This is a genomic window from Pseudomonas tremae (assembly GCF_001401155.1).
In the GTDB taxonomy this organism is placed as follows: Bacteria; Pseudomonadota; Gammaproteobacteria; order Pseudomonadales; family Pseudomonadaceae; genus Aquipseudomonas; species Aquipseudomonas tremae.
This window is the reverse complement of record NZ_LJRO01000024.1, coordinates 102495-117614: the sequence shown is the minus strand read 5'-3', so window position 1 is coordinate 117614 and position 15120 is coordinate 102495. Positions and strand designations below refer to the sequence as shown.

10 protein-coding genes and 1 tRNA gene are annotated in these 15120 nt (G+C 60.1%); 10 read left to right on the top strand and 1 reads right to left on the bottom strand.

Annotated features, from left to right (window positions below; genetic code table 11):
* Positions 1 to 20 precede the first annotated feature (20 nt).
* The 10 genes from ALO43_RS01055 to ALO43_RS01015 all read left to right on the top strand — a co-directional run bounded on the left by ALO43_RS01055 (position 21) and on the right by ALO43_RS01015 (position 13261).
* Positions 21 to 836: an ABC transporter permease gene (locus ALO43_RS01055; RefSeq protein WP_005889214.1), complete on the top strand. Its 816-nt coding sequence runs from the start codon at positions 21 to 23 to the stop codon at positions 834 to 836.
* Positions 833 to 1615: an ABC transporter ATP-binding protein gene (locus tag ALO43_RS01050; RefSeq protein WP_054996982.1), complete on the top strand. Its 783-nt coding sequence runs from the start codon at positions 833 to 835 to the stop codon at positions 1613 to 1615. The genes ALO43_RS01055 and ALO43_RS01050 overlap by 4 nt, the downstream gene beginning before the upstream one ends.
* The gene (locus ALO43_RS01045; RefSeq protein ID WP_024671695.1) at positions 1612 to 2337 is read left to right on the top strand and encodes an urea amidolyase associated protein UAAP1; all 726 of its coding nucleotides are present in this window, start codon (positions 1612 to 1614) and stop codon (positions 2335 to 2337) included. The genes ALO43_RS01050 and ALO43_RS01045 overlap by 4 nt, the downstream gene beginning before the upstream one ends.
* An 11-nt stretch (positions 2338 to 2348) precedes the next feature.
* Positions 2349 to 2966, top strand: a complete 618-nt coding sequence (locus ALO43_RS01040) for an urea amidolyase associated protein UAAP2 (protein WP_024671696.1) — start codon at positions 2349 to 2351, stop codon at positions 2964 to 2966.
* 109 nt (positions 2967 to 3075) lie between these two features.
* A complete protein-coding gene (gene uca, locus ALO43_RS01035) occupies positions 3076 to 6675 on the top strand; it encodes an urea carboxylase (protein ID WP_054996981.1) in 3600 nt (1199 codons plus the stop codon).
* A gap of 35 nt (positions 6676 to 6710) precedes the next feature.
* The gene (gene atzF, locus ALO43_RS01030) at positions 6711 to 8525 is read left to right on the top strand and encodes an allophanate hydrolase (protein ID WP_054996980.1); all 1815 of its coding nucleotides are present in this window, start codon (positions 6711 to 6713) and stop codon (positions 8523 to 8525) included.
* Positions 8526 to 8657: 132 nt separating this feature from the next.
* Positions 8658 to 11978, top strand: coding sequence for a dermonecrotic toxin domain-containing protein (locus ALO43_RS01025; protein ID WP_054996979.1), 3321 nt, complete (start codon positions 8658 to 8660; stop codon positions 11976 to 11978).
* Positions 11979 to 12019: 41 nt separating this feature from the next.
* Complete coding sequence (locus tag ALO43_RS28060; RefSeq protein WP_080268047.1) at positions 12020 to 12253, top strand: cysteine-rich CWC family protein; 234 nt, start codon at positions 12020 to 12022, stop codon at positions 12251 to 12253.
* 38 nt (positions 12254 to 12291) lie between these two features.
* Positions 12292 to 12984, top strand: a complete 693-nt coding sequence (locus ALO43_RS01020; protein WP_054996978.1) for a 16S rRNA pseudouridine(516) synthase — start codon at positions 12292 to 12294, stop codon at positions 12982 to 12984.
* A 203-nt stretch (positions 12985 to 13187) separates the two neighbouring features.
* Positions 13188 to 13261 (top strand) — tRNA-Gly (locus ALO43_RS01015).
* A gap of 592 nt (positions 13262 to 13853) precedes the next feature.
* Here ALO43_RS01015 and ALO43_RS01010 read toward each other — a convergent pair.
* Positions 13854 to 15056, bottom strand: coding sequence for a pectate lyase family protein (locus ALO43_RS01010; RefSeq protein WP_230855610.1), 1203 nt, complete (start codon positions 15054 to 15056; stop codon positions 13854 to 13856).
* Positions 15057 to 15120: the final 64 nt, after the last annotated feature.

The window sequence follows — 15120 nt, the reverse complement described above, 5'->3', positions numbered from 1 at the left end:
TCAGTAGAAAGGTCATTGCCATGCGTTTGATAAACCGCCATCCGGATCGCGCCGGTCGCCTGATTCTGGTGATCCTGCCGTTTGCCCTGCTGCTGTTCGCCTACTTCATGGGCTCGGCCACAAGGCTTGCGGAGAACCCTACCGACAAGCTGCTGCCCAGCGCAGTGCAGATGGCCGATGCGGTCAAACGCGTAGCGTTCACCGCCGACGCTCGTACTGGCGACTACCTGCTGTGGCAAGACTCTGCGTCGAGCCTCAAGCGACTTGCTATCGGCTTGGGCATCAGTGCGCTGCTGGGGCTTTGCCTGGGTATCGCGGCGGGCATCCTGCCGCTGTTCAGCGCGCCCTTGTCGCCCTTGCTGACAGTGCTTTCGATGGTTCCGCCGCTGGCGATTCTGCCGATCCTGTTCATCGTTTTCGGTCTGGGCGAGCTGTCGAAAGTGATGCTGATCGTGATCGGCATCACGCCGATTCTGGCCCGCGACCTGGAACAACGCGCCCGGGAAATCCCGGTCGAGCTGCTGATCAAGGCGCAAACCCTGGGTGCCACGACCTGGACACTGATCCTGCGGGTGGTTCTGCCGCAATTGCTGCCGCGCCTATTGATTGCCCTTCGCCTGGTGCTCGGCTCGGCGTGGCTGTTCCTGATCGCCGCAGAGGCCATCGCGTCGACTGACGGCCTGGGCTACCGGATCTTTCTGGTTCGGCGCTACTTGGCGATGGATGTGATTCTGCCCTATGTGGTGTGGATCACCCTGCTCGCCTGGCTGATGGACTGGGGCCTGAAAGCTCTGACCCGACGCGCCTTTCCCTGGTACGAAGGAGCCCGCGCATGAGTTTTATCAGTGTGCGTAATGTCTGGCAGCAATACGACGATCAGGTGGTGCTTGAAGGCCTGAATCTGGACGTCGCCGAGGGGGAGTTCTGCACCCTGGTGGGCGCATCGGGTTGTGGCAAATCGACCTTCCTGCGCTTGCTGTTGGGCCAGGAAACCCCGAGCCGCGGCCTGATCACGCTGGACGGCCAAGCGCTGCTCAATGAACCGGACGCCAGCCGGGGCGTGGTCTTCCAGCGCTACTCGGTGTTCCCGCACCTGTCGGTGCTCGACAACGTGGCGCTGGGCCTTGAGCTGCCACGCGCAGCTTGGCTCGGCCGGCTGTTCGGTCAGGCCAAACGCGAGGCGCGTGAGCAGGCCGCGCAGCTGTTGAGCAAGGTCGGCTTGGGCCACGCGCTGGAAAAGTACCCGACGCAGCTGTCCGGCGGCATGCAACAACGGCTGGCGATTGCCCAGGCACTGATCATGAAACCTCGCATTTTGCTGCTGGATGAGCCGTTCGGCGCGCTCGACCCCGGCATTCGCAAGGACATGCACCATTTACTGCTGGAGCTGTGGCGCGAGACAAAACTGACCGTATTCATGGTCACCCACGACCTGTCCGAAGGCTTCAACCTCGGCACCCGCCTGCTGGTGTTCGACAAGGTGCGCCACGACCCGCATGAACCGGGGGCATATGGCGCGCGCATCACCTATGACATCCCCCTCAACAGCGAACGCCGCGCCGAACGCGCTGCCATCGATTCGCTGATCAACGTTTCAGAGGAGCCCGTTCAATGACTGACTCGACCACGCTGTACCCGGTTTTTGCCGAAGAACTGCTGCCCGGTGGCGGCCATCGCTCGTTTGTCCTCAAGCGCGGCGAGTTGTTACGCCTGACCGATTTGCGCGGCAACGCCAACGTCAGCCTCACCCTGCTCAACGCTCACGAAAAGACCGAGCGTCTGAACCTGCCGGACAGCCTCAAATGCCAGCACACCGCCAGGCTCAGTAACGGCCACTGCCTGTATTCAGACATGGGTCGCGTACTGGCCGCGATCGTCACCGACACCTGCGGCTGGAGCGACAGCATCGGTGGCGTGCTCAACGCCCAGGAAGTCGCTGAAAAATACGGCCAAGGGCGTTATCAGGAACTGCGTAACGGTTTCTTTCGCAATGGCGTCGATAACCTGCTCGTCGAGCTGGGCAAATGGGGGCTGGGGCTGTCCGACCTGCTGATGACCCTCAACCTGTTCAGCCGCGTCGATGTGGACGAAGCAGGAAAGCTGCATTTCGCCCCGAACAACTCGAAAGCCGGTGATTACATCGAGCTGTATGCGCCGATGGACACGCTGGTGGTGCTCACCGCGCTGCAACACCCGATGGACCCCAACCCAGAATACGCTCCACAACCGCTCAAACTCGGCTGGATGAAAGCCGACGCCAGCGTTGCCGAGCACTGCCGCACATCGCGCCCGGAAAACGAGCGCGGCTTTATCAACACTGACCGCCTGTTCGCCTGAGGAGCCTCGTCATGAACTCACATAATCATCACTCCTGCGACGCGACCATTGCGGCTGGCGAACCGTTTCTGGCCGAAGTAAAGGCCGGACAGACCGTGCGCATTCTCGACCTGGAGGGCAATCAGGCGGTCGACACACTGTTTTTCAGCCTCGCCAACCCGCGCGAACGCTACGACGTGCAGCGCACCCTGCGCCGGCAAAACAGCGTTTACCTGACCACCGGCAGCGTGCTGTTTTCCAACCTCGGCCAGCCGATGCTGACTATTGTCGATGACACCTGCGGTCGTCATGACACGCTGGGTGGCGCGTGTGCCCAAGAGAGCAACACCGTGCGTTACGCGCTGGAAAAACGCCACATGCACAGCTGCCGCGACAACTACTTGCGCGCCTGCCTGCATGACGGTCGCCTGACCAAGGCCGACATCGGCCCGAACATCAACTTCTTCATGAACGTGCCTGTGACAGCCGAAGGCGGCCTGACCTTTGAGGACGGCATATCCGCGCCCGGCAAGTACGTCGAGCTGCGCGCCGAAATGGACGTGATCGTGCTGATTTCCAACTGCCCGCAGCTGAACAATCCATGCAACGGCTATAACCCGACGCCTGCGCACCTGCTGATCCGCGACTGACCCGGCACCCGCCGCCAGCAACGGACGACCGTTGCGTAGATTGATCAATAGCGGGACGGCCCGCTTCCCATCACGAAACCGAGTGCGACTGGGTTTCCGGGGTTATGCCATGTTCGACAAACTGCTGATCGCCAACCGTGGCGCCATTGCCTGCCGCATCCTGCGAACCCTGCGCACCTTGCAGGTGAAAGGCGTGGCGGTGTATTCCGAAGCCGACGCAGCCAGCCTGCACCTGATGCAGGCCGACGAAGCCCACAGCCTGGGCGAAGGCGGCGCGGCCAGTACGTACCTGGCGGTGGACAAGGTCCTCGCCATTGCCAAAGCCTCTGGCGCCAGAGCCATTCATCCCGGCTACGGCTTTCTCTCTGAAAACGCTGCGTTTGCCCAGTCCTGCGAAGACGCCGGTATCGCCTTCGTCGGCCCGACGCCAGAACAACTGCGTGTGTTTGGCCTCAAGCACACCGCCCGTGCGCTGGCCAGGCAACACGGCGTGCCCCTGCTGGAAGGCACCGAACTGCTCGACAGCCTGGAGTCAGCCCTTTCTGCGGCTCGTGCCATCGGCTACCCGGTGATGCTCAAAAGCACCGCTGGCGGTGGCGGCATCGGCATGCGCGTGTGTCGCAGTGCAGAGGAACTGACCGATTCATTCGAGGCAGTCAAACGTCTTGGGCAGAACAATTTCAGCGACGCGGGTGTGTTCATCGAGAAATACATCCAGCGCGCCCGTCATCTGGAAGTGCAGGTGTTTGGTGACGGCCAGGGCGAAGTGCTAGCCCTCGGCGTGCGCGACTGCTCGGTGCAGCGCCGCAATCAGAAAGTACTGGAAGAAACCCCGGCCCCCAACCTGCCAGAGGGCATGGCCGATGAGCTGTGCACGGCGGCGATCAAGCTGGCCAGAGCGGTCAGTTACCGCAGCGCCGGGACTGTTGAATTCGTCTTCGACAGCGAAGACCAGCGCTTCTATTTTCTGGAAGTGAACACGCGCCTACAGGTCGAACACGGCGTCACCGAGCAAGTGTGGGGCGTCGATCTGGTCAGCTGGATGGTGCAACTCGCGGCGGGTGATCTGCCGCCGCTCAGCCAGTTGCAGGCAAGCCTCAAACCCGTCGGTCATGCCATTCAGGCGCGACTGTATGCCGAAGATCCGGGCCGCGATTTCCAGCCTTGCTCCGGTTTGCTGACAGCGGTGAATTTCCCCCCTGCCGATGGCCATGCGTTGCGCATTGACACCTGGGTGGAAGCCGGTTGCGAAATACCACCGTATTTCGACCCGATGATTGCCAAGCTGATCAGTTGGGCACCAAGCCGCGATCAGGCCAGGGCCGGCTTGTCCGCAGCCCTTCATGAGACCCGCCTGTACGGCGTCGAGACCAACCGCGATTACTTGCGCCAGATCATCGCCGACACGCCCTTCGCCAGCGGTCAGCCGTGGACGCGCTGCCTGGAAGACCTCCTGTATCAAGCCGATACGTTCGAGGTGCTGAGCGGAGGTACGCAGACCAGCGTTCAGGATTACCCAGGCCGCCTGGGTTATTGGGCAGTCGGTGTGCCGCCGTCAGGACCGATGGACAGTCGCGCCTTGCGTCAGGGGAATCTGTTGCTGGGCAATGCCGAAGGATGCGCCGCGCTGGAAATCACCATGAGCGGGCCGTTGCTGCGCTTCAATACCGACGCGGTGATCGCCGTGACCGGCGCGCATATTCCGATCACGCTGGATGGCGAGCCCTGCGCCATGAACACCGCACTGCTGGTGCGCGCCGGTTCGACCCTTGCATTGGGGACCATAGCCGGTGCTGGCGTACGCAGTTACCTGTGCGTGCGTGGCGGGCTGGACGTGCCGGATTATCTGGGCAGCAAAAGCACCTTTACTCTAGGCCAGTTTGGCGGCCATGGCGGCCGAGCTTTGCGGGCGGGTGATGTGCTGCATATCGCGGCATTGGTCGATCGCAGCGCAGGCCAGCAGATTGCCGACGAACACCTCGACGAGCTGAAAAAAGTCCGCCAGATAAGAGTGATCTACGGCCCTCATGCAGCCCCGGAATACTTTACTGAAACCTACATCGAAACGTTCTTTGCGACCGACTGGGAGGTGCATTTCAACTCCAGCCGTACCGGTGTGCGCCTGATCGGCCCCAAACCTGAATGGGTGCGGGAGGACGGTGGCGACGCAGGTCTGCACCCCTCCAACATCCACGACAACCCATACGCGATAGGCGCGGTGGATTTCACCGGCGACATGCCGGTCATCCTCGGCCCTGACGGCCCTAGCCTGGGTGGTTTCGTGTGCCCGGTGACCATCATCGAAGCGGATTTGTGGCAGTTGGGGCAATTGAAGGCCGGAGACAAGGTCCGGTTTTTTCCGGTGAGTGTCGAGGCGTGTCATGCGGCAGTGAACTCAACCCTCCCCCAAGGTCCCGTAAACATCTGTGGGAGCGAGCTTGCTCGCGAAGGCGAACTGCCCAGCCCGATCATTCTCGACATCGGTCACGACGACAAACGCCTCGTAGCGCGGCTGTCCGGCGACACTCACCTGCTGCTGGAAATCGGCGCGCCGGAGCTGGATCTGGTGCTGCGCCTGCGCGGCCACGCCTTGATGCTCGCACTGGAAGCCAAGGCCCTGGCAGGCGTGATCGACCTGACGCCGGGCATTCGCTCGCTGCAGGTCCACTACTGCCCCGAACAACTGCCGCTTCGGCAACTGCTCGACATTGTTGCCGGAGAGTGGGACGCCGTGTGTGCAGCGAAAGACCTGCAAGTGGCGTCGCGCATCGTCCACCTGCCCCTGTCGTGGGATGACCCGGCCTGCCAGTTGGCCATCGAGAAATACATGACCACCGTGCGCAAGGACGCGCCGTGGTGCCCGAGCAATCTGGAGTTCATCCGTCGCATCAACGACCTGCCCAATCTGGATGAAGTACAGCGCACAGTATTCGATGCCAGCTACCTGGTCATGGGGCTGGGCGATGTGTACCTGGGCGCACCGGTCGCCACGCCTCTGGACCCTCGGCATCGGCTGGTGACCACCAAGTACAACCCGGCACGCACCTGGACTGCTGAAAACTCTGTCGGTATTGGCGGCGCCTACATGTGCGTATATGGGATGGAAGGCCCCGGCGGCTATCAATTCGTAGGCCGCACGTTGCAGATGTGGAACCGCTACCGCGATGTCGCCGCCTTCGAAGGCAAACCGTGGTTGCTGCGCTTCTTCGATCAGATCCGTTTCTACCCGGTCAGCGCCGACGAACTGTTACGCATCCGCCGCGACTTTCCACTTGGGCGCTTTGCCCTGCACATCGAACACAGCACCCTGAACCTGGCCGATTACCAGTCCTTCCTGGCACGTGAAGCAGACGGCATTGCGGCATTCCGTGCGCAGCAGCAATCGGCGTTCAACGCCGAACGCGAACGCTGGATCGCCAACGGTCAGGCGGATTTTCAAAGCGATGAAGGCGTTGCACCTGATATCGAAGAACTTCCCCTGCAAGCAGGCCACCAAGGCATCGACAGCCATATTGCCGGCAATCTATGGCAAGTACAGGTGCAGCCTGGCGAACGGGTCGAAGCAGGCGATGTGCTGGTGATTCTGGAGTCGATGAAGATGGAAATCCCCCTGCTAGCGCCTGTCGCAGGCGTTGTCAGGGAAGTCCGGGTGCAGCCAGGTTCCGCAATCCGCGCGGGACAGCGGGTCGTGGTGCTGGCAGCAGACTGAACCGATCAACTTTTCAACTTCATTGGAATTTCGTCATGACCGACACAACATTGCCGAACGACCTTCGCCTGGACACCGTGCGTGGCGCCTATCAGGCCGGTGATCTGACGCCCCGCCAATTGATTCTGGCACTGCGCGAGAAAGCCGAAGCGCTCAATCCCGTCTTTCACCTGTTCATTCACTTGCTCAGCGTGGATGAACTGGAACCCTACCTTGCGGAGCTGGAAAGTCGTGACCTAAAGGACCTGCCCCTGTACGGCGTGCCCTTCGCGATCAAGGACAACATCGATCTGGCCGGCATTCCCACCACCGCCGCCTGTCCGGATTACGCCTACACACCCGAGCGCTCGGCGACCGTCGTCGAGCAGCTGATCACACTGGGTGCGGTGCCGATGGGCAAGACCAATCTCGACCAGTTCGCGACTGGCCTGAATGGCAGCCGCTCGCCCTATGGCGCTTGCCCCAATAGCGTTCTCCCGGACTATCCATCCGGCGGTTCAAGCTCTGGTTCTTCTCTGGCGGTTGCGCTGGGTGTCAGCAGTTTTGCTCTGGGCACCGACACCGCAGGTTCGGGACGAGTGCCTGCAGCGCTGAACAATCTGGTGGGCATGAAAGCCAGCAAGGGCTTGATCTCCACAGCCGGAGTAGTGCCCGCCTGCCGCACACAGGACTGTGTTTCCACCTTCACTGCCACGGCCAGAGAAGCCAGTCAGTTGCTGGGGCTGGTCGCAAGGTTTGACCCACGCGATGAGTACAGCCGTCGCAACCCGCAGTGGAACGACGCCTCGGCGTTCGGTGCACCTCGCCCGTTCCGTTTCGGAGTTCCCCGAGCCGAAGACCTGGAGTTCTTTGGTTGTGCTGAAGGCCCGTTGCTGTTCGGCGATGCCGTCAACCGCCTCACTGCGCTGGGCGGCGAAGCAGTCACTGTGAACCTGTCGCCCTTTCTGGAAGCTGCACGGTTGCTGTACGAAGGCCCGTGGGTGGCCGAACGCTACAGCGTCGCCGGGCCGCTGATGGAAGAGCGCCCCGAGGCTGTGCTGCCGGTCATTCGTGCGGTGCTGGCCAAAGCAACCGCAGTCAGCGGAGTCGATACCTTTCGCGCGCAATATCGCCTGCAAGCGCTGAAAATGATCTGTGACCAGGCGTTGGAAGGGCTGGACTGCGTGCTGACGCCAAGCATTGGTCGTCCGGTAACCTCGGCAGAACTGAGCGCCGAGCCCGTGCTGCGAAATTCGGAACTGGGTTATTACACCAACTTCGTCAATCTGCTCGACTACGCCGCTATCGCCGTGCCCGGCGCCTTCATGAGCAATGGTCTGCCGTGGGGCGTGACGCTGTTCGGGCGAGCGTTCACTGATCAATACCTGCTTAGCCTGGCCGATGCCTTGCAGCGACAAAGCGCCCTGCCGCTGATCGGGGGCGAGGTACCGTCGCTACCGACCCCGACCAATGCCGCTCGCAATGACATGGCCAGGCTGGTGGTATGCGGCGCGCATCTGGATGGTCTGGCCTTGAACTGGCAGCTCCGGCAGCGTGGCGGCCGTCTGTTGGAGGCCACACAAAGCTCAGCCGATTATCGCTTGTATGCATTGGCTGGCGGCCCGCCGTTCCGGCCCGGCATGATGCGCGTGGCCGGGGGTGGCGTGGCGATCGCCGTTGAAGTCTGGGAGCTGCCAAGCGCCGAGCTGGGCTCGTTTCTGAGCGGTATCCCGGCACCGCTCGGGTTAGGCAAGGTGCAGTTGACCGACGGGCGCTGGGAGACCGGTTTCATCTGCGAGGCCTATGGCCTGGAAGGCTCGCGCGACATCAGCCATCTCGGTGGCTGGCGCGCATACCTGCAGCAACTTTAAGCAGACAAGGCGGCGTGCCACGGCGCGCCGCCTTGCTTCTTTTGGCGTGATCGCAAGCTGCGGTACATAGCTATGACCTCCCACGCTGCAACTCCCGGAATAATGGCCACTCATTTATTTTGACCGCACGTCATGAACCCTATCTGGAGTCCGCTTCGCCAGGACACACTGTTCCATCCGTCTGCTTTCCTGCTTGAGCAGCCCAGCGTTCTGCGGCCCGAGCACAGTAGCGACAGGCACGACACACTGAACGCATCGCCAACATTCACCCTGCCGACGGCCTATTCACCGCTCGCTCAAACCCCATTGCCGCCGGTATCGGAAGAGCGCGGGCCGGAAGACATCGCTTCGCACATCGAACGTCAACTTAAAGCCATGCGCGACAGCCCTGGCTTCCGGTTGATTGCCGACTCGGCATTGCTTCTGAAAGCCTGCCAGCTGGACATGGACTTTCCACCGCCCCGCCAACACTACGTACGTGAGCAACTGATCACGTTGCTCATGCACAAGAGTGGCAACGTGCTCGATCCGGACACCTTACAGATCACGTTCAGCAGCGATGACCTGCCCGCTGTGGACGATCAGGGCCAAGAGCATTACAGCGTCAGTCTGTCGTTGACTGAAGTGGCATTGACCAGCTTCGAACCGGAACATTTTCTGGCCCTGTATCGCAGCGTCATTACCGACACACCCATATCCGAAGACACGCCCTTGCTGATGACCAGGCAGGTTTTCAAATGGATAGGCGATATGCCTCTGGATCATGATTACAGCGCCATCCTGGAAGCTTTCCGGGTAAGGCACGAAGCAACCTGGCGCACACTGGCGCGGCTGGCTTTTCTCGACAACCTGGCCCGACAGCACACCCACCGACATATCAGTCGGGACGGCTATCGGCTTGCACTGGACGCCTTGGGCATGAGCCGGTTTCCCCTCGACGGGGACGTGCTGGACGATAGCGGACGAGGCGAACTGACCGAGGTCCGATTACTCTCGTTGAACGGCGAGCAGGTGCCCGGGATATTTCAGGTCAGGTCGAAAACCACCTCACACTGTTTCATTCACATACTGGGCGCCAAGGGCAAGATCGCCGAGTACATCAGCGATGATCCGGCACACATGCCCCAGCGGTTACTGGCAGCCATGAACGCGTCCGGGCTGTACGGCCACGCGCTGCTTGCACTGCAACAACATGCAGCGATGGTAGCCGATGCTCCGCTGATCGAAGGCGATCTGTTCACTGCTCTCACGCAGGCTTCCTTCACGGCGATTCTGAACGGCAGAAACACCTGCGCCACCATCGATCTGCTCAGACCTGTGGCGCGCAGCCTTGCGCTGGCAGGCGCTGCAGACCTCTGGCAGACACAACCGGACATTCTCGAACAAATACCGGTCGCCTCGAAAATGGCTGCACACATCATGGCGAACTATTTAAAGGACCACCACGGGCTTACCCTCAACCCTGAGCATGTGTTCATCGCCTATAAGCCCGGCCATTCGAACCGGCCACTGGGCGTACCCCGCGTGGCGCCCATCCATGTTCACACCCCCGACGAAAAACCGGTCAGCCTGACCGAAGCGCTGACGGATCATTACCGGGTCGATCATCCGGCTGGCTATGTCGATCACGGCGGCGGCACCGAAGTCTTCTTCGACCCCTCCGGGCTGGGTAACCGTGAGCAGGGCCAGATCCTGAAAATCAGTCCACAGGCGCTCGAGAACTACATAAGCGGCTTCGGTTTTCTGAACTGGATGACTCAGCGCATCCACGACTTCTGGGACCAGCAGCACAGCACTATCGAACGAGCATTCAGATCATCGTTCATCGCGCAGCTACTGATCAGCCTGAAACGCGGCAAACTCAGGCGCAGCAGCTTCGATCTTGTCGTGGAAACACTTGCGCCCGCTGCGCAACATCAATGGCGGGCCCTCGGTTTTTTCGTTCAGGGCTCATTGATCGACGGGCTGGTGCATCAGTACACCGGTCTGCTGGTGCTCGAACTACCGGGCGCACGGAAGGTGCTCTATCAGGCAGGCCACGCCGAGGGGTTTCTGGAGTTTGTCGACGACACGGCACTGGCATTGCACCTGACCCGTAAAACGGCTGATCCGGAGTGGCGTGAAACGGTCATGCGTTACGTTCCTCTCAGCCATCAGCAACGCCTGAATTACCTGTTCAAACTGTGGGGCGGTGCCCAGGCTCCCAACCCGCCTGCGTCGATACTGCGTCCCTGGACCGACGCGCTCTACAACCCTGACACGCGCCAGGCCATGCGCCACTCGCTGTGTGAAAAAAGACTGTCAAACACGCCATTCGCTTTTTTGCACCAGCGCCTCAGGCAAAACGCACTGGATGACGCAGAAGAACAGATCACTACCTCGGCGCAGGTTTCACTGGCTGACTGGACAGAACGGCTGCTGCATTTACAACGCTTGCTGGTGCCCATGTCCTTGTTACTGACACCCGCCTTTATTGCCTCGCTGGCGACCGAGGTCGGCCTTGCCTCACTCGCTATCGCCGCAACGCAGTTACCGGGCAGGCGCCACGCAGAGAAAAATCACGCTTTACTGGCTACGCTGTCGCTGGGGCTGTTGCAGCGGGCTCCGCAAACGCCACGCATGCTGCGCTCATTAAGCAGGATCGCCAAACCAGCCGCGAGCAAAAGCCAGGCCGCCTTAACTGCTATAGACAGAGCGCTGCGCAGGCACGTGGTGAACCCGCGCCAGACCCGACTGGAGAAATTCTTCCACACCGACGCGCTTCTGCGACGCTGGACGGTCACCACCTCCCTATCGCCAACCCTCTTGCCGATACATGCCTGGAAGCTGGGCCGAAGGTTTCTGTTGTGGACGTCCGACAGAGGCCAAGCGCGGACTCTGGTGGTCAGCACCCACGGGTATTACACACCGTGGTCGCGTACAGTAGGAATCCCCAACGGTACCGAAATTCGCACCTACGCGCCGCATGGCTACGAACTGGTAGACCCGCAACTGCATCGCGTCGTCAACAAGAATGCCAGGCCATTCTCCCACTCGAACACGGCGGTGCATTCAGTGATGCCGCACACGTCGCTCGAGCCCCTGTTCATTACCGACAAACTCATTGCCGGGACGTCGCTACCCGGCAGGCTTAAAAATTACAGCCTGTCCAAGTTCCAGAGTGCAACCGACGAGACTTATGACGAGATCGCACGCGTGGTAGGCAACTCTCGGGCATCGCCCTTGCAGGGCTGGTTGCCGCCGACGCCGATGGACGTGCTGACGGTGCGCAACCGTTTCGGCATGACGCCGCCATCGCTGGCCGATCTGTTCAACAGCCTGTCGGCTCAAGGCATTCATTACGACCGAATATTACTGGTGCACTGCCGATGTGCCGCCTTCTCGGCCTTGCTGAGTCGCGCACCCGTCTATCATGCCCCGACAGCGGGTTCGGTGATTGCTAATATGGCCTGAACCCAGCGACCCCATCATCAAGCACGGCGCCTTCCTAAAAAATGACAACCGCCCTAACCGACACAGCGCTGTGCCCTGCGTGTGGCTTCAGCAACCGATGCAGCCTGGCCGACCCGCGCACTGCAGATCAGCCATGCTGGTGCTTTTCCGAGAGCATTGACCCGGCGCGCCTTGCTGCATTGCCAGAAGAAGCTCGCAACAAGGCCTGTCTTTGCCCACGTTGCGCCGGAGTCGAGGGAGCAGCGCTCGGGCAACCCATTGGTCAGGGCACGTAGTAAGATGCGCAACCGCTCTCACTTGCCTCATTCCTGCCATGCGTCTTGATCGTTTCCTCAGCAACCTGCCGCGCTTCAATCGCAAGAGCGTACGCCTGGCCCTTGCCAGCGGTCGCGTTCAGGTAGACGGACTGACGACGAGTGACCCGCATCACGAAGTACGCGAATTCAGCTGTGTGATGTTCGACACAGAAATTCTTCAGCCAGGCAAAGCCGCGCGTTACTTCATGTTACACAAACCGCCAGGCTGCGTCAGTGCAACTACCGATGCGCAGCACCCGACAGTGCTTGATCTGCTGGACGAGCCTGACAAACACGAGCTGCACATCGCAGGACGCCTGGACTTCAACACCACCGGGCTGGTGCTGATCACCAACGACGGGCAATGGTCACGACGACTGACTCAGCCGCAGACCAAAATGCCCAAGGTGTATTACGTCGAAACCGAGCAACTCATTGACGACCGTTATGTGCTGAAATTCGCCGAAGGCCTGTATTTCTCATTCGAAAACATCACCACACAACCGGCGCAATTGAACGTGCTGGGACCCCGCAGCGCACACCTGAGCATTGTCGAAGGCCGCTACCATCAAGTGAAACGGATGTTCGGCCACTTCGACAACAAAGTGCTGCGGCTGCACCGGGAAAGCATCGGTGCACTGACCCTGGACCCAACCCTCGCAGCCGGCAGCTACCGTACGCTGCACGCGGCAGAAATCGACCTGTTCTAAACATCGTCACCGTCTGGTGGATTGAACACACGACGCCGAGCATGTGCCCACCCAGAAAACAACTGCCGAGGCCTGTCTGACAGAGCATGTCGGTGTGCTTTTTGTTAAGGCAATCGAGGGGAAAAGCATTGCGCAGAGAAATTAGCGCTTCAAATCGAGGCAGGGTTCTGGTACAAAGTCAGCCGCTCAGCATTGAGCTCAGAGCGGGTATAGTTTAGTGGTAAAACGAAAGCTTCCCAAGCTTTAGTTGAGGGTTCGATTCCCTCTACCCGCTCCATCTTTTTTGCCCCCCTATCCCATCTGCAATCTCGTGACATCAATCAGCATCCAGTTGCTCTCAGTCTTACTTACTCTGCGGCGATGAGCAGTCTTGAAGGTATGCCTCTGTTTGCTCATGCGCTCAACAGAGCTCACATTCTGCTTCGAAAAGGCTTTTCACCCATTTCAATCTCAACGAAATTTGAAATGTCGGTCAAGTCGCCGCCCGAACTTATACACAATCCACTTACCCGGATTATCAAAGACCATGCCGCTCAGACAGACGCCTACCTTTAGCTTGCGCAGCCCTTTGATGCACAAAGACGCTACCTGCATTTCGACAAGTTACGTTTCAGATTTCCGAAATCGCTGGATGCAGCTCTGGCCTGGTCGGTGGTCAGGCAAGCCAGAAATCGCCAGCTTGTAACGGCTGTTTCTTTGGGAGAGCCGCCAAGGCCATGCGGTTTTGTTTATACGTGACCGATATAAAGGACAGCCTGGGATGTGCTTACAACACGGCGGCAACCGTTCTGAATGGCTTGGTGGACCTCAAACTGTTCAGCAAGCAAAAAACCGGTAACGAATGGATTTACTCGATAGCAGATTTGAAATCATGGCAGTAGGTCAGCACTTACCTTACCCACACCAGCCTCTTTCGGGACTTCTTCCCTGGCCTCATCTGCCGAAACCGGCGTTATCAGGTACTGCCGGTAGTCGCTGAAAGCCTTCAGCGCAGAAACATCCTGAGGGCGATAGTCCTCGCCGCTTACCCGCTGCTGGTTGGCAACGCACGCTCTGCCGATCACGCGTGTGCAAGCGTCAGGTACAGCAAGAGACGCCGGATCAAACAAGGCAAATGCGGTGCCTGGCTGATCCATGTCGTTGAACAGTGGATGGGCGACGTTTTCGAAGTCGTTCCCTTCTACCAGCAAGTGCGAAGAATCGGTTCGCGACATGATCGCCCCTTGATAGGTCATGCGCTGAAAGACGTTGTTGACCAGTTGGGCACGGACTTCTGCATTGTGCATACCGCCGGCATGTGGCGCCCTGCCGGACGTATCGTGCACGTAGTTTCTTGATATCGTCAGCGTGTCCTGGCTGCCAAGGAACAGCCAGACCCAGTAATGATGACCGTCGCAGGTCGATGAATAAGGGGTGCGCCCGTCGAACTCATTGCTGGAGACGGTGACATGCGAAGCAGCGCCCCAACCGGTCACGATCATCTGTCGGCCGATACGTGCAAAGGTGTTGTGATCAATCCAGACACCGTCGGCCCTGTCGAGCGTGAGTGCGTCTCCGCCCCACACGACACTTGGGTTGATATCGGAAAGCGTCAGGTTGCGGACAATCACGTTATGCGCGCCGTCACCGATAAACAGCCCTGTGCCCAGAATGCCTGCGTTGCCGCCCTTCCCGATCAGCGTCTTGTTCGGGCCGATTTTCAGTGGTTTCAGGCCCGCATTGTCGTAAGTGACCATGACAGACGGCCTCGACTGGCAGAAGCCATTGGCACCGTTGAGTGCCAGTTGTTCTCCGCCATGCGGGCACACTTTCACCCTGCAGCCAGGCTCAGTGGTTTCGGCGCTGCCGTTGGTGACCACACTTCCACGAAAGTCGAAAAGGTGGTCCAGCACTACCACTCGCGGGGTGTCATCGGTGCAGGCGCCTCGTGAGTCATGAGACGCACAGAGTGCTGATCGAAGGTCATCCGGGGTAGCAGGATGCACAGCCGTTGCGGCCCCACCACCGGTGACACCTCTGGCGAAACCCTCGGGCCTGTCTGCCGCCTGCAGGCACTGCGACCCGGAAAGCATCAGCAGCAAGGCCAGTGTGCAGCGCGAAAGGCCGACCTTCGGGAAACCACCTGTCAACAAAGGC

Bases quoted from the DNA above. Each gene is read 5' to 3' on its own strand.
- ALO43_RS01010 (WP_230855610.1), bottom strand. From the start codon at position 15,056: ATGCTTTCCGGGTCGCAGTGCCTGCAGGCGGCAGACAGGCCCGAGGGT.
- ALO43_RS01040 (WP_024671696.1), top strand. From the start codon at position 2,349: ATGAACTCACATAATCATCACTCCTGCGACGCGACCATTGCGGCTGGC.
- atzF (WP_054996980.1), top strand. From the start codon at position 6,711: ATGACCGACACAACATTGCCGAACGACCTTCGCCTGGACACCGTGCGT.
- ALO43_RS01025 (WP_054996979.1), top strand. From the start codon at position 8,658: ATGAACCCTATCTGGAGTCCGCTTCGCCAGGACACACTGTTCCATCCG.
- ALO43_RS01055 (WP_005889214.1), top strand. From the start codon at position 21: ATGCGTTTGATAAACCGCCATCCGGATCGCGCCGGTCGCCTGATTCTG.
- ALO43_RS01045 (WP_024671695.1), top strand. From the start codon at position 1,612: ATGACTGACTCGACCACGCTGTACCCGGTTTTTGCCGAAGAACTGCTG.
- ALO43_RS01020 (WP_054996978.1), top strand. From the start codon at position 12,292: ATGCGTCTTGATCGTTTCCTCAGCAACCTGCCGCGCTTCAATCGCAAG.
- ALO43_RS28060 (WP_080268047.1), top strand. From the start codon at position 12,020: ATGACAACCGCCCTAACCGACACAGCGCTGTGCCCTGCGTGTGGCTTC.
- ALO43_RS01050 (WP_054996982.1), top strand. From the start codon at position 833: ATGAGTTTTATCAGTGTGCGTAATGTCTGGCAGCAATACGACGATCAG.
- uca (WP_054996981.1), top strand. From the start codon at position 3,076: ATGTTCGACAAACTGCTGATCGCCAACCGTGGCGCCATTGCCTGCCGC.